Origin of the sequence: Streptomyces sp. MCA2, assembly GCF_023544705.1 — a bacterium.
GTDB lineage: Bacteria > Actinomycetota > Actinomycetes > Streptomycetales > Streptomycetaceae > Streptomyces > Streptomyces decoyicus.
In genome coordinates this window covers 39,219-54,059 of the sequence record NZ_JAMJFM010000004.1, presented here as the reverse complement: position 1 = coordinate 54,059, position 14,841 = coordinate 39,219, and the positions used below count along the sequence as shown (strand labels likewise).

Annotated in this window: 13 protein-coding genes; 11 read left to right on the top strand and 2 right to left on the bottom strand. The window is 74.1% G+C overall.

The window, feature by feature from the left end:
• Window positions 1-7: 7 nt before the first annotated feature.
• The 7 genes from M8I34_RS04655 (at window position 8) to M8I34_RS04625 (ending at window position 7,959) form a co-directional block, all read left to right on the top strand.
• Entirely contained in the window at window positions 8-823 is an 816-nt protein-coding gene (locus M8I34_RS04655) for a thioesterase II family protein (RefSeq protein WP_250048019.1), read from the top strand.
• Window positions 820-2,442 (top strand): MFS transporter, encoded by a 1,623-nt coding sequence (locus M8I34_RS04650; RefSeq protein WP_250048018.1) that lies wholly within the window; start codon window positions 820-822, stop codon window positions 2,440-2,442. Before M8I34_RS04655 ends, M8I34_RS04650 begins: the two co-directional genes overlap by 4 nt.
• Window positions 2,443-2,720: 278 nt before the next feature.
• A complete protein-coding gene (locus M8I34_RS04645) occupies window positions 2,721-2,984 on the top strand; it encodes an acyl carrier protein (protein WP_250048017.1) in 264 nt (87 codons plus the stop codon).
• Window positions 2,984-4,213, top strand: a complete 1,230-nt coding sequence (locus M8I34_RS04640; protein WP_250048016.1) for a beta-ketoacyl synthase — start codon at window positions 2,984-2,986, stop codon at window positions 4,211-4,213. The genes M8I34_RS04645 and M8I34_RS04640 overlap by 1 nt, the downstream gene beginning before the upstream one ends.
• Before the next feature lie 214 nt (window positions 4,214-4,427).
• Window positions 4,428-5,963, top strand: a complete 1,536-nt coding sequence (gene crtI, locus M8I34_RS04635) for a phytoene desaturase family protein (protein WP_250048015.1) — start codon at window positions 4,428-4,430, stop codon at window positions 5,961-5,963.
• On the top strand, window positions 5,960-6,949 hold the full coding sequence (locus M8I34_RS04630; RefSeq protein ID WP_250048014.1) for a phytoene/squalene synthase family protein: 990 nt from the start codon (window positions 5,960-5,962) through the stop codon (window positions 6,947-6,949). Before crtI ends, M8I34_RS04630 begins: the two co-directional genes overlap by 4 nt.
• Entirely contained in the window at window positions 6,946-7,959 is a 1,014-nt protein-coding gene (locus tag M8I34_RS04625; RefSeq protein WP_250048013.1) for a DUF5914 domain-containing protein, read from the top strand. The genes M8I34_RS04630 and M8I34_RS04625 overlap by 4 nt, the downstream gene beginning before the upstream one ends.
• Before the next feature lie 54 nt (window positions 7,960-8,013).
• On the opposite strand, the gene M8I34_RS04620 is transcribed toward M8I34_RS04625, so the two are convergent.
• On the bottom strand, window positions 8,014-9,573 hold the full coding sequence (locus M8I34_RS04620; protein ID WP_250048012.1) for an NAD(P)/FAD-dependent oxidoreductase: 1,560 nt from the start codon (window positions 9,571-9,573) through the stop codon (window positions 8,014-8,016).
• Between the two features lie 111 nt (window positions 9,574-9,684).
• Window positions 9,685-10,875 carry a lycopene cyclase family protein gene (locus M8I34_RS04615; RefSeq protein ID WP_250048011.1) on the bottom strand — a complete coding sequence of 397 codons (1,191 nt, stop codon included), beginning with the start codon at window positions 10,873-10,875 and terminating at the stop codon, window positions 9,685-9,687.
• A 264-nt stretch (window positions 10,876-11,139) separates the two neighbouring features.
• On the opposite strand from M8I34_RS04615, the gene sigK reads away from it, so the two are divergent.
• From sigK to M8I34_RS04595, 4 genes are all read left to right on the top strand, one after another.
• Window positions 11,140-11,727 carry an ECF RNA polymerase sigma factor SigK gene (gene sigK, locus M8I34_RS04610; protein ID WP_030982713.1) on the top strand — a complete coding sequence of 196 codons (588 nt, stop codon included), beginning with the start codon at window positions 11,140-11,142 and terminating at the stop codon, window positions 11,725-11,727.
• Window positions 11,724-12,470: an anti-sigma factor domain-containing protein gene (locus tag M8I34_RS04605; RefSeq protein WP_250048010.1), complete on the top strand. Its 747-nt coding sequence runs from the start codon at window positions 11,724-11,726 to the stop codon at window positions 12,468-12,470. Before sigK ends, M8I34_RS04605 begins: the two co-directional genes overlap by 4 nt.
• A 259-nt stretch (window positions 12,471-12,729) precedes the next feature.
• Complete coding sequence (locus M8I34_RS04600) at window positions 12,730-13,995, top strand: FAD-dependent oxidoreductase (RefSeq protein ID WP_250048009.1); 1,266 nt, start codon at window positions 12,730-12,732, stop codon at window positions 13,993-13,995.
• Window positions 13,992-14,765 carry a DUF1365 domain-containing protein gene (locus M8I34_RS04595; RefSeq protein ID WP_250048008.1) on the top strand — a complete coding sequence of 258 codons (774 nt, stop codon included), beginning with the start codon at window positions 13,992-13,994 and terminating at the stop codon, window positions 14,763-14,765. The genes M8I34_RS04600 and M8I34_RS04595 overlap by 4 nt, the downstream gene beginning before the upstream one ends.
• Window positions 14,766-14,841 lie beyond the last annotated feature (76 nt).

Sequence of the window (14,841 nt, the reverse complement as noted above, 5' to 3'; positions counted from 1 at the left end):
GTGTGTCGTGGGTGTCGGTTTCACGGAAGAGTCGACGTCGGTGACGGTGGCGGCGTCGGCGGTGCCGCAGCGCGTGGTACTGGCCGCCCGTCCGCAGGCGGCGCTGCGGTTGTATTGCGTGCCGCCCGCCGGGGCCGGTCCGGACTGCTATCTGCGGTGGGCGCCGTTGCTCCCGCCCTGGGTCGAGCCGTGCTCGGTGGCGCTGCCCGGCCGGGGAACACGCTCCGCGGAACCGTCGCTGACCGATCCCGCGTACCTCAGCGCCCGGCTCGCCGCGGTGCTGGACGACTGGGCCGACCCCCGCCCGTTCGCCGTCTTCGGGCACAGCGCGGGCGCGCTGCTGGCCTACGAGGCGACCCGTCATCTGCGGCGCACCCACGGCCGGCTGCCCTCGCTGCTGGCGCTGTCCTCGTTGTCGGCGCCGCATATCGACGCCTACAGCGCCGGTCTGCCGCCGCGGCTGACGGCCGGCCTGGAGGGCATCCGTGAACTCGTCGGTCCGATCCCCGAGCAACTGCTGGCCGACGCACGTCTGATGGCCGCGGCCTGCACGCCGCTGCTGGCCGACTGTCTGCTGCTCCTGCACTACCGGCACCGCCCCGAGCCCCCGCTCGACGTGCCGTTGGCCCTCTACGGTGGCGAGCAGGACCCGGTCACCCCCGTGCGGGAACTCCAGGCGTGGAACGACCTGGTCACCACGTCCAGCCCGGCCCAGCTCTTCCCCGGTGGTCACACCTTTCTGCATACGGGGACGAAGGCGCTGGTCGACCACCTCACGGGTGCGCTCGACACGGTCATCAACCGCCCCGTGGCGACGGCATGACCGCCGCTGCGCCGGCCGGCGGACCGGCCGGACCCGCGCGGCGGGTGGGCGCGGCCGCCGTGGTGTGCCTCGGCCTGTTCATGCTCGGCCTGGATCTCACGGTCCTCAACGTCGCCGTCCCCGACCTCCAGGGCGACCTGGACACCTCCACCGCGCAGGTGCAGTGGATCGTGGACGGCTACGCCGTGGTGCTGGGCGGCACGGTGCTGGCCGTCGGAGCCTTCACCGATGCCTGGGGCCGGCGGCGTTCCTTCGTCTGCGGTGTGGCGGTCTGCGCGGGCGCCTCGCTGGGCGGCGCGCTGTCCGGCCATCCGTGGCAGGTGATCACCGCGCGCTGTGTCATGGGGGCCGGGGCCGCGCTGCTGATGCCGGCGACGCTGGCGGTCCTGCACCATCTCTTCCCCGAGGCCCACTTGCGCAGCCGGGCGATCGCCGCGTGGGCCGCGGTCGGCGGCATGGGAGGCCTGTGCGGCCCGGTCATCGGCGGCTGGCTGGTGGAGCACTCCTCGTGGCGCGCCGCCTTCTGGATCAATCTGCCGCTGGCCGCCGTCCTCATCGTCCTGGCCCTCGCCCTGGTACCCGAATCCCATGCGCGGCGGCGCACCGGCTTCGATGTGCCCGGTGCCGCGCTGTCGGCCGCGGGGCTGCTGGCCCTGGTGTGGTCGATCACCGAGAGCCCGCACCGCGGCTGGACCAGCCCGGCCGCGCTCACCGGATTCACCGTCGCCGTGCTGCTGCTGGCCGCCTTCGTGGGCCGCCAGCTGCGTGCGCCCGCGCCCATGCTCCCGCTGTACCTGCTGCGGGTGCCGGGCATCGGAGTGGCCGCGGTGGCGCTCGCCCTGATGTCCTTCGCCATGTTCGGGGCGCTGTTCGTGCTGACCCTGTACCTCCAGGGGGTGCTCGGCTACGGCCCCTGGCAGGCCGGCGTGCGGACGCTGCCGCTGCCGGCCGGACTCGCTCTCGGCGCGGTGTGCGCGGTGCCCGTACGGGCGAGGCTGGGCGGCAAGGTTCCCGTGGTGGGCGGCCTGCTGCTGGTGACGGCCGGCTTCGCCATCCTCGCGACCACCACCCCCGACTCCGACTACTCGCACTGCGCGGCCTTCCAGCTGGTCGCGGGCGTGGGTGCCGGACTCGTGGCGGCCGCGGCCACCGAGTCGGTGATGGGATCGGTCGCCACCGAACGCGCCGGACTCGGCTCGGCCATCAACGACGCCACCCGCCAGGTCGGTTCCGCCCTCGGGGTGGCCGTCCAGGGCTCCCTGCTCGCCGCCGTCTTCACCTCCCGGCTCGCCACCTCCCTCACCGATCTGCACGCCCCCGCGCTCGTGGCGGAAGCGGCCGAGCACAGCATGCTGTCCGTCCCCGCACAGGCGATGCGCCTGCCCGGCCCCCTGCGCGCCGGGGTGCTGGCCGCCGCGCGCCGGGCCTTCACGGACGCGATGACGCTCACCGCTGTCGTCGCCGGAGCCGTCACCCTGGTCACCGCCGCCGCGGCCGCACGCTGGCTCGGCCGGCCGGAAGGTCCCCGCGACGCCCGGCGCCCCCGTGAGGGGCACGCCGCTGAGCCCGTAGTGGCCGGAGCCCCGGGAGGCAGCCCGTCTGGTGGTATTGAGCGATAAATCATTCGTTCGGAGGTGCCTTCAAGCCCGCTGACGGAGTGTCAGGTCGGCGACAGTAGGGAGCGCGAGACCGCCCCCTGCGCACCGGTCCCGGTGCCGACCGCCGCCCGCCCGCCTGGAGCCGCGATGACCACCCCCCGCCGCACCCGCACGTCCAAGGGCGCCCCGGGCTCCCGCTGAACGGACGCGCGCCGCCCGTCCGCACCGACGGAACGCACCGTGGAGCACCGCGACCGTGGCCTTCGCCGGCACCACCTCACCCACCGAAGGAGTCACCCGTGCCCACCAGTACCGAGCTGATCACCAGCACCCTCTCCGAAACCTTCGATCTCGACCCGGCCGAGGTCACCCCGGAGCGCACCTTCGAGGACCTGGGGCTGGACTCGCTGGCTCTCGTCGAGATGGGCCTGATGCTTCAGGAACGCACCGGGCTTTCGCTGGAGGACATCCCCCTGTCGACGACCATCGGCGGGCTCGCGGCGCTCATGGATGCCCAGGACGCCGACAAGGCCCTGACCACCGCGCCGAACAGCGGCACCTGATGCCCGGCCAGTGCCACGAGGTCGCCGTCACCGGCCTCGGGGTCATCAGCCCGGCCGGGATCGGCGCCCAGGCTACCTGGGACGGCCTGCTGACAGGGCGGTCCACGGCCGCCCGGGACCCGGAACTCGCGGGCCTGCCGGTGGACATCTCCTGCCAGGTGCCCGACTTCGACACGGCCGCCAGGGTCGGCCGGAAAGCGGCCTGGCGGCTGGACCGCTTCGTCGCCATGGCCCTGCTCGCCGCCCGCCACGCCGTCGCCGACGCCGGTCTCGTCCCCACCGACTGGGACGCCGCGCGCGTCGGTGTGGTCATCGGCACCGGCACGGCCAGCATGGAGCGCTATGTCGGCGAGTTCGCCAAGCTCGCGGCCGGCCGCCCCCTGGACATCTCGCCGCTCGCCATCACCCGCAGCGTGCCCAACATGGCGGCCGCCGAAATCGCCCTCGACCTGACGGTCACGGGGCCGAACTTCGCCGTCTCCACCGCCTGTGCCTCCGGCAGCAGCGCCCTCGGCGTCGCCCGGGACCTGCTGCGCGCCGGGACGTGCGACATCGTGCTGGCCGGCGGCGCGGAATCCGCCCGCCACCCCATCCCCGCGGCCTGCTTCCACCGCATGGGAGCCCTCTCCCAGCGGAGGGAGGACCCCGCGGGCGCCTGCCGCCCCTTCGACGCCGGACGCGACGGATTCGTCCTCTCCGAAGGCGCCGCCGTGCTGGTGCTGGAACACCCCGACCACGCCCGCGCCCGCGGAGCCCGCCCGCGCGCACATCTGGCCGGCTACGGGGCGAGCTGCGACGCCTACCACTACGCCGCCCCCGAGCCGGACGGCCGGGGAGCCGCGGCGGCCCTCACCGCCGCCCTGGCGGATGCCGGTCTGCGGCCCGGGGACATCGACCACATCAACGCGCACGGCACCGGAACCCGTCGCAACGACCTGGCCGAGGCCAAGGCGCTGCACACCGTCTTCCCCGAGCCCCCCGCCGTCACGTCCCTCAAAGGCGCGCTCGGCCACGCCATCGGGGCGGCGGGCGCCATCGAAGCGGCCGTCACCGTCATGAGCCTGCAACGGGACACCATCCCTCCCACCGCCAACCACGAAGACCTCGACCTCGACATCGATCTGGACATCGTGGCCAAGGGCCCCCGCACCACGGCCCAATCCGCCGCCGCCAGCCTCTCCATCGGCTTCGGCGGCCAGAACGCCGCACTCGTCTTCCGGTCCGCCTGACGCGCGCGCCGGGCCGCGAACAGCCCACGGTGCGCGCCGGGACCTCCTCCTTCGACTTCTTCGACGTGACGAGAGGAATCACGATGCGCCCTCGTACCGGGGCCACGGCACACCCCGCGGCGCCGTGCGCAGACGAGCGGTGCGACAACGGCCCGCCGCCCGCCGGCCGGCCCTCCGGGGACCTGTTCGCCCGCAGGGCCGCAGGGGGCGGCTCATGAGAGCCGTCACCGGCCCCACCGACCATGTGGTGGTGGTCGGCGCCGGTCTCTCCGGGCTGTCCGCCACGCTCCATCTGCTCGGCGCCGGCCGACGGGTGACGGTCGTCGAGCGCGACGAACTGCCCGGCGGGCGGGCCGGCCGGATCGAGCGGCACGGCTACCGCATCGACACCGGACCGACCGTGCTGACCATGCCGGACCTCATCGACGAGGCGTTCGCCGCGGTCGGCGAACGCCTCACCGACCGGATGGAACTCCAGGCACTGCACCCGGCGTACCGCGCCCGGTTCGCCGACGGCAGCGAACTGGACGTGCACACGGACGCGGAGGCCATGGAGGCCGAGGTCGAACGGTTCGCCGGCGCCCCGGCGGCCCAGGGGTACCGCCGGCTGCGGCACTGGCTCCAGCAGCTGTACGCGGTCCAGCGCCACCGCTTCATCGACACCAACTTCGACTCACCGCTCCAGCTGATGCACCCGGACCTGGTCCGCCTCGCCGCCCTCGGGGGATTCGGCCGGCTCGACGACCGTATCGGCCGGTTCCTGCCCGACCCACGGCTGCGCAGAGTCTTTTCCTTCCAGGCGCTGTACGCCGGCGTACCGCCCGCGCGCGCCCTCGCCGCCTATGCCGTCATCGCCTACATGGACACGGTCGCCGGGGTGTACTTCCCCCGCGGCGGGATGCACGCCCTGCCGCGGGCGATGGCGGACGCTGCCGCCGACGCCGGTGCCGCCTTCCGCTACGGCCACCCGGTCACGCGGCTGGAACGCAGCGGCGACCGGATCACGGCGGTGGTCACCGCGCACGAGCGCATCCCCTGCGACGCCGTGGTCCTCACCCCCGACCTGCCGGTCGTCCACCGACTGGTCGGCAGGCGCCCCCGCCGCCCGCTCCGGCTGCGCCACTCGCCCTCCGCGGTGATCCTGCATGCCGGTACCGACCGGACCTGGCCGCGGCTGGCGCACCACACGATCTCCTTCGGTGCCGCGTGGGAGCGGACCTTCGACGAACTCACCCGCACCGGGCAGCTGATGAGCGACCCCTCGCTGCTCCTCACCCGCCCCACCGCATCCGACCCGCAACTCGCCCCGCCAGGACGCCACTTGCACTACATCCTGGCGCCCTGCCCCAACACCGAGACCGGCCCCGGCGCCGGGTCCTGGCACGACCTGGCCCCCCGGTACCGCGACAGCCTGCTCGCCGTACTGGAACGCCGGGGACTCACCGGCATCGGCGCCGCCATCGAGATGCAGCACCTGGTCACCCCCGCTGACTGGACCGCCCAGGGGCTCGCCGCCGGCACCCCCTTCTCCGCCGCCCACACCCTGGCGCAGACGGGCCCCTTCCGCCCCCGCAACCTCGTGCGCGGCACGGTGAACGCCGTGCTGGCGGGCTGCGGCACCACCCCCGGCGTCGGCATCCCCACCGTCGTGATCTCCGGCAAGCTCGCCGCGGCCCGGGTCACCGGCCTGCGGGCCGCTCGCTCCACCGCAGGCACCGCCCGCCCCACCCCGAGAGGCATCCCGGCATGACCGCTCGCGAACTGGACGCCGCAGGCATCACCGACCCCCTCCTGCGCGACGCCTATGCCCACTGCCGCCGGCTCAACGCCCGGCACGGCAAGACCTACTTCCTCGCCACCCGGCTGCTGCCCCCGGAACGCCGGCCGGCCGTCCACGCCCTGTACGGCTTCGCCCGCTGGGCCGACGACCTCGTCGACGAACCCGGCCCCGGCCGTACCGCCGCCGACCGCGCCCCGGCGCTCGATGCCCTCCGGCGTCGTCTGGAGGAGGGCCTGCGCGGCGGCGAGAGCACGGAACCGGTCGTGCGCGCGGTGGCGCACACCGCTGCCGTGTACGGCATCGCCCACCGGCACTTCGCGGACTTCATGGCGTCGATGCGCAGCGATCTGACGGTGACGGACTACCCGACGTACGCCGATCTGGCGCGCTATATGCACGGCTCGGCCGCGGTGATGGGCCTGGAGATGCTGCCGGTGCTCGGCACCGTCGTGCCGCAGGAGGAAGCCGCGCCGCACGCCGCGGCCCTCGGCGTCGCCTTCCAGCTCACCAACTTCCTGCGCGATGTCGGCGAGGACCTGGACCGGGGCCGGATCTATCTGCCCGCGGATCTGCTCGCGGCGCACGGCGTCGACCGCGCGCTGCTCCGGTGGAGCCGGGACACCGGCATCCGGGACCCGCGCATCACCGCGGCCATGGAGGACGCCGCCGAGCTCACCCGCGGTGTCTATCGCGAGGCGGCGCCCGGCCTCGCCATGCTCGACCCGGTCTCCCGCCCGTGTATCCGCACCGCGTTCGTCCTCTACGGCGCCATCCTCGACGCCGTGCGCGACGACGGATACGCCGTGCTGCACCGCCGCTCGGTGGTCCCCCGCAGACGCCGCATGGCCACCGCCTTCGGCGGTCTGGCCCGGGTTGTCGCCGGCCGCGTCGCCGCCCGGCACGCTGCCGGGCGGCGTGCCGGGATGCCGCACCACGTGCGGGAGGAAGCCTCATGACCCGGGAGGCCCGCCGCGCTCCGCGCCTCCCGCTCCGGCTGCGCCGCGGAGCCGTGCCGTGGGAGCGGCAGCGTCCGACGTGGCGCGACGCGAAGCCCGCGCTCATCGCCGACGCCGTCAAGGCCGCCCTCGCCCGCCCGTCCGGCAACTGGTTCGTCCTCGGCGCGGCACACGCCATCGGCGCCCACCGGGCCTTCGGACGCACCGTGGCCGGCACCGAGGTCGTCGCCTGGCGTGATGCGGCAGGACGTCTGGTCGCGGGGCCCGGTGCCTGCCCGCACCTCGGCGCGCCACTGGACCGAAGCCCCGTGCACGGTGGCACCCTCCGCTGCCGCTGGCACGGACTCCCCCTGGACGGCGCCCCGTTCACCGGCTGGGAGCCGTTCCCCGTCCACGACGACGGCCTGCTGGCCTGGGTGCGCCTCGACGAGGCCGGCGGGGAGCGGCCGCTGCGGCAGCCGGTCGTCCCCGTGCGGCCGCGGCCGGAGGGTGCCGTCACCGCCGTCCACACCACCACCGGCGGGTGCGAACCCGAGGACGTGCTGGCCAACCGCCTCGACCCGTGGCACGGCGCATGGTTCCACCCCTACTCCTTCGTCGACCTCACCGTGCTCGACACCCCCGCGGAGAGCGACGGGGAGCGGCCCGCTGGCTTCGCCGTCGAGGTCTCCTTCAAGGTCGCCGGGCGCGCGGTGGTACCGGTCAAGGCGCTCTTCACCGCCCCCGAGCCCCGCACCGTGGTGATGCACATCGTGGAAGGCGAAGGACAGGGCTCCGTGGTGGAGACCCATGCCACCCCGCTGGGCCCGGACGACCGGGGACGCCCGCGCACCGCGGTCACCGAGGCGATCGTCGCCACCTCCCGGCGCCCCGGATTCGCCCTCGTGCGCGCGGCCGCGCCCGCCCTGCGCCCGCTGATGCGCGCCGCCTCGCGAAGGCTGTGGCGGGATGACCTGGCCTACGCCGAGCGCCGCTGGGAGCTGCGCAGCAGCGGACGCCACCCGGGGTGACACCGCCCGGCCGCCGGGGCCCCGCGCCGTCGACGGTGCCGGAGCGTACCCCGGTCAGCGGTCCGCCAGCCGCGCCGCCCACCGCAGCGGCGCGGAGCGTCCCCTGCCCGGCACGGTCCACAGGGTCTGGCCCCGTACGCCCCACCGCGCCAGCAGCGCATTGGCCGCGAGGAAGCCGGTGGTCGCGGCACGCTCCATCAGCGCCACCGGGAAACGCGTCCGCACCACATCGCCCGCGACCACCACCCGCGGGTCGGGTGTGTGCACGGTCGGCCGGTCGCCGAAACCGCCCACCGGGAACAGCGGGCAGTCCGCACGCCACTCGTGCCGCTGATCGATGATCCGGGAGCCGTGAAGCTCCGGATAGACGGAGTGCAACTGGTCCACCAGGCGCCGCTGTTCGCGTGCACGGTCGGCTTCCGGGGCAACGGCGTAGGCATGCAGTTCGAGCACCGAGCCGCCGGTGCGGGCGGACCAGCGGGCCGCCTCTCCCTCCCAGCGCTCCAGCACACTGACATTGTCCAACGAGCCGAAACCGCTGGTGCCCAGGAAGCCGGGCCGGTCGGCGCGCACCTGGCGGTCCAGCCACAGCCGCGACACCAGGAAGGGCGGCGCGGTCCGCAGCCGCCCGACCCGCGCGCGCCACGATGGGTCGCCCAACTCACCGGACTTGGCGACGAGTTGACGCAGCCCTCCCGGGTCCAGCGCCAGAACCACCGCGTCGAACCGCCGGCCCGCGCCCTCCGCGACGACGTGCACCCCGCCGTCCGTCGTCGGCTCGGCCTGTGTCACCTCCGTGCCCGTACGCACCCGGACCCCGTGCCCCGCCAGATAGCGGCCGAGGGGGTGCCACAGCGCCTGCGGGAAGGGCTCGGCGGGCACATCGAACAGCAGCCCTTCGCTGGAGCCGAGAAAGTAGATGTGGAACATCAACACCAGTTCCGCGGCGGACAGTTCTTGCGGGTCCGCGAAGAAACTCCGGGAGAACACCTCGAACGCCAGGTGGCGCGCGGCATCGGGGAAGCGGATACGGGAGAGGAAGTCCGCGGCGCTGATGCGGTCCAGACGCCGATAGACCTGTGGCACCCGCACGTCGAGCAGCGGCAGGGCCGCGCCGGGACGCATCCGCGCCAGATCCCGCCAGGTGAAGGTGGGGCTGAGCGCCACAAAACCCAGTGCGCTCCAGGGCGGTGTCCGCGGCACCCGCGCAAAGCTGTCCCGCAGGCCCGACCGGTGGTGCAGCGGATAGTCGGGCAGCCGGCGGAGCATGTCCAGCCCCGGATCGACCCGGCGCAGCAGCCCCCGCAGGTTGTAGTACTGCGGGAAGAACGCATGGAACCCACGGCTCATGGTCGCCGCCGAACCGTCGGCGAGCCGCACGGGCCAGCCCGCCAGCCGCCCCCCGAGGCTCCCCTCCCGTTCGTACAGCGTGACCCGCACCCCCCGCTCGGCCAGCGCGGTCGCGGCGCAGAGGCCCGCGATCCCGCCGCCGATCACCGCCACGCCCGGTCCGTCGGGCGCGGCCCGGTCCCGCCCCGGCGGCCCCGGCACCCGTTCTGCCCGGCGGTCGCGTCCGTGCCGCGCGGCTCTGCCGTGTTCCCGTCCGGTTGTCACGATCCCTCCCGAAGCGCGCGTGCGGGAAGGTGCCCGCCCTCGTGCAGCAGTGCCATCAGCAGCGCCATGGATGTCTCTCCTCCGGGGTCCGGGGACGCGCGATCGGCCGGGTCACCGCACGGTGATCCGGCGGGGCAGCAGCGGAAGTTCGGCGACGGTCCGGAGCATGGGCAGCACCGGGGTGCGCAGGCCGATGGTGACGTCCTCCCACAGGCGGGAGCGGCCGTCGAGGAACCGCAGCAGCCGCTCCATCGGCACCGTGCGGAACAACCCGGTGAACAACTCGGCTCCGTCGACCCGGCCGCTGTCCAGCGCACGCAGCAGCACGGCGTCCAGCGCCCGGTGCCAGGCCGGGTGCGGAGGCGGGGGAAGGGGAGGCCTGCCCGCCAGGAGGGCGGCCGCGATGAGCGCGGACTGCCGTTGCACGGCGGCGAAGGTGTACCCGGTCGACGGGCGGGTGGCGCCGCCCGCGGTCCCGATGCGGAACACCGAACGGCCCGCCCGCCGCGGAAAACGGGCATCGGTCATGGGGATCGCGCCCTGCTCGACGGCGGTGACACGGAACGCGTCCAGCCCCAGCACCCGCGCGGTGTACTGGCCCAACGCCCGCTCGTAGGCGGCGGTGTCCGCGATACGGCGGGAGAACTCCGTGTACTCCACCAGCGCGGTGTGCTCGCTCAGCGGCAGGACATATCCGAAGGACAGGCCCTGTGCGGGCTGCGGGGTGCGGAAGTCCATGAGATCCGCGGTCGTGGTGTCGAACGCCGGCCGCCGGCTGTCGACGAACCAGCCCCGGAAGTGCTGTTGGAGCGTGGTGCGGGCCGGCGGGAGCCGGACGGGCGGCCGGGAGTCGAAGGCCCAGCGGGCCCGGAGCGCCACCGGCCGCCCCGCCTCGTCGCGGCCCCGTACCTCGGCGCCACCGGCAACGTCCCGCACGGACTCCACCGTTGCCCCGACCCGGACGACGGTGTCCTGGCCGGACAGCCGGGCGCCGACGAGGGCTTCGAAGTCGCACGACCGCAGCATCTTGTACCGGAAGGGCGCGGGCCGCCCCTGCGTGGCCGTCCCGTCGGGGCCGTGCACGCGCAGCCGTTCCCAGGAAGCGGTCAGCGCGGAGTCGAAGGGGCCGCCCGGCGCTTCCCAGTAACACCAGGTCCGTTCCTGCGGGGTGAGCGGCCCGCGCGGTGCGTCGACCAGCAGCACCCGCAGCCGCCGGGCGCCTGCCGCCGGTTCGCACAGCCGGTAGGCGAGCGAGAGCCCGGCCGCTCCCGCACCCACGATGACGGCATCCGCGTCCTGCACGCCCAGTCCTCTCCGCGCCTCGGTGCACCCGACGGTGATCCTTCCTCAGTACCGGGCGGGGGAGAGGCGTACGACGCGCGCAAACCGGTGGACCGGTCGACCCCGCCGCCTCGCCGGCCGGCCGGGCCCGGCGCACGGCGACGGCATCGTGCGCCGGGCCCGCCTGCGGTGTCCGCCGTGGCATGGGCCAGAATCCATTGCGACCAATCCGGGTGTCGCCCGGCGCCGAATCACTGGTGACCACGTCACAGTCCGGAGGTGTTCATGCCCGTCGCAGCCCGCGGCGACCGATCCTCAGCGCCCCATTCCGGTGCGCTGGAATCACTGCTCGACCGCGTTTCACGTGGTGACCAGCAAGCGTTCGAGAGTCTCTACACAGCGGTGGCCGGCTCCGTACTGGGACTGGTGCGCAGGGTGGTCCGGGATCCGGCCCAGTCCGAGGAGGTGGCGCAGGAGGTGCTCATCGAGGTGTGGCGGTCCGCGGCCCGCTACGACGCACGGCAGGGCAGCGCGATGGCCTGGATCATGACTCTGACCCACCGGCGCGCGGTGGACCGGGTGCGCTCGGTCCAGGCGGCGGCCGACCGCGACCACCGGGCCGGGCTGCACGCCTACACCGCGGCCTTCGACGAGGTCAGCGAGCACGTCGAGCGGCGGCTGGAGCGCGAGCAGGTGCGCCGCTGCCTGGGACAGCTGACCGAACTGCAACGGGAGTCGGTGACGCTCGCCTACTACCGCGGCTACACCTACCGGGAGACCGCCGACCTGCTGGGCACGGCGCTGGGCACGGTCAAGACCCGGCTGCGCGACGGTCTGATCCGGCTCCGCGACTGCCTGGGGGTGTCGGCATGAACACCGTCGATCTGCACACACTCACCGGCGCCTACGCCCTGGGCGCGCTGTCCGAGCAGGAGGCGGCGGAGTTCACCCGCCATCTCGCCCACTGCGAGGCCTGCACCCAGGAAGTGCGGGAGTTGCAGGAAACCGCGGCCCGGCTCGCCCTGGCGGTCGCCGAGGTGCCCCCGGCGGATCTGCGGCTCCGGGTGATGGCGGCCCTGCCCGAGGTCCGGCAACTGCCGCCGGTACGGCACGAGGCGACCGTGGTTCCGCTGCGCCGACGCGCGCGCCCTCGCCTGCCCTACTTCGCGGCCGCCGCCTGTCTGGCCGTCGCCGCGGTCGCCGGCGGTCTGGCCGTCAACGCCCGGCACGAGGCCGACCAGCAGCGGGACCGCACCACCCGGGCCGAAGCACAGGCGGCCGCGGTCAGCGCCATGATGGCCGCCCCGGACGCCACCTTCCACACCACGGCCTTCAAGGGCGGCGGCAACGGGACCGTGGTGGCCTCCAAGCGACTGGGACGGGCCGCCTTCCTGTACCACGGCCTGCCGGCCCTCTCCGGTCAGCGGGTGTACGAACTCTGGTACAGCCGCAACGGCACCATGGTGCCCGCCGGACTCGTCGAACCCGGCCGCTCCACGGGCACGATGCTGCTGACCGGCGGACCACAGGGCGCCGACGGGGTCGGTGTCACGGCCGAACCCCCGGGCGGCTCCAGCAGTCCCACCAGTGCGCCGCTGGGCCTCCTGCGGGTGTGACCTCCGGAGACGACGGGTGAGACCGGCGGCCGGCCCGCCACGGCCGGCCGCCGGTCCCGTCGGTGTGTCCGGTCCGGGCCACCAGACCCGATGCCCACGCCGCCGAGGCCTGCGGCGCACCCTGCACCACGCAGTCCCACGCGTCGCGGTGGCCCGGAAGACCGGGACCAATCCGCGCCGCCCCCGGCACCGAATCCCTCAGTGAGCGGGCTGCCGCCCCCGGAACGCGGCCCCGCCCCGAGACGAGGAGGCACCTGCTGTGGAGCGTCGACGGATAGCTGTCGTGGGCGGCGGAGTGGCGGGCCTCACCGCCGCGTATGTGCTCCAGCAAGGCGGATGCGAGGTGTCGCTGTACGAGGCCGAGGACCGCCTCGGCGGCCATGCCCACACCCACGACACGGTCTCGGGGGACGGCCGGGTGGTACGGGTGGACACCGGCTTCATCGTCCACAACGAACGCACCTATCCGCTGCTGCTGCGGCTGTTCCGCGAACTCGGGGTGGCCACCCAGGACTCCGAGATGAGCATGTCCGTACGGTGCGAGGGCTGCGGCCTGGAGTACGCCGGCGCCCGCGGACCGGCCGGCCTGTTCGCCCAGCCGCGCAGCGCGCTGCGCGGCCGCTATCTGCGGATGCTGACCGAGATCCGGGCCTTCCACCGCGCGGCGCGCACCACGCTCGCCACGGACCGCGCTGACACCCTGACCCTCGGGCGCTTCCTCGCCGACTGCGGTTTCTCCCGGTACTTCGTCACCCACTTCGTCACACCGCTGGTCTCCGCGGTGTGGTCCTGCGCCCCCTCGACCGCCATGCGGTACCCGGCCGTCTATCTGTTCCGCTTTCTCGACCACCACGGGCTGCTGTCCGTCAGCGGGTCGCCGCAGTGGAAGACGGTGACCGGCGGCTCGGTGGAGTACGTCGGCCGGGTCGGCAAACAGCTCACGGTGGTCCGCACCGGCACGCCGGTACGGGCGGTGCACCGCGGCCACGACCGGGCCGCGGTCGTCACCGAGGACGGCACGGAGCGCACGTACGACACGGTGGTGGTGGCCGTCCACCCCGATCAGGCACTGCGGATGCTCGCCGACCCCACCGAGGACGAACGCCGGGTCCTGAGCGCGTTCTCCTACTCGCGCAACTCCACCCTGCTCCACAGCGACACCTCGCTGCTGCCCCGTGCCCACGGGGCCCGGGCCTCGTGGAACTACCTGATGGCCTCCTGCACCACCCCGGCGGACAAGGTGCAGGTCACCTACCACATGAACCGTCTGCAACGGCTGGACACCCCGGAGGACTACCTCGTCACCCTCAACGCCACCGACCGGGTCGCCACCCACCGGGTCCTGGCGCGCATGGTCTACGAACACCCCCTCTACACACCGGAGTCGGTGGCCGCCCAGCAATGTCTGCCGCAGCTGAACACGGCCGTCACCGCCTTCGCGGGCGCCTATCACGGCTGGGGCTTCCACGAGGACGGCTGCCGCTCCGGGGTCCAGGCCGCCGCGGCACTGGGGGTGCGCTGGTGACGCCCCGTACGGCCGCACCGGCCGCCGCTCCCGCCACCGGCGTCCGCACGCCCGCGCTCTACGAGTGCCTGGTCTCCCACGCCCGCACCGCCCCGGTGCACCACTCCCTGCGCCACCGCACCTATATGTGGCTGGTCGACCTCGACCGCCCGCCGCGCCTCCCCGTCGCCCTGCGCCCGCTGGCCCGGTTCGACCCACGGGACCACTTCGCCGGCACCGCACCGTCCCTCCGGGCCGGACTGGAAGGGTTCCTGACGAGCCGTGGAGTGCGGCTGGACGGCGGCCGGGTGCTGATGCTCACCCACGCCAGGGTCCTGGGCCATGTCTTCAATCCGCTGACCCTGTACTGGTGCCACGACCGGTCCGGCGCGCCCGTCTGCGTCGTGGCCGAGGTGCACAACACCTACGGCGAGCGCCACTGCTATCTGCTGCACACCGACGAGCGGGGCCGGGCGGACGTCCCCAAGGAGTTCTATGTCTCGCCGTTCTTCCCGGTCGACGGCGCCTACCGGATGCGTCTGCCCGAGCCGGCCGGCCGGCTCGATCTGACCGTACAGCTGCGACGCGGCGACACCCGGCCGTTCACCGCGACCGTGCGCGGCACCCGGCGGCCCGCGACCACGCGGCAACTGCTGGCCACGGTGCTGCGCCACCCCTGGTCGACAGCAGCCCTCACGGCCGGGATCCGCCGCCACGGCATCGCGCTGTTCCTGCGCGGCCTGCCCGTCCAGCCCCGCCCCCGTCACCGTCTCCAGGAAGGTATGCAGTGAAGACTTCCGTCTCGGACCGCACCGAAACCGGGGCCGCCCTCGCCCCGTTCGCCGCACGCACGACGGCCCGGGAACG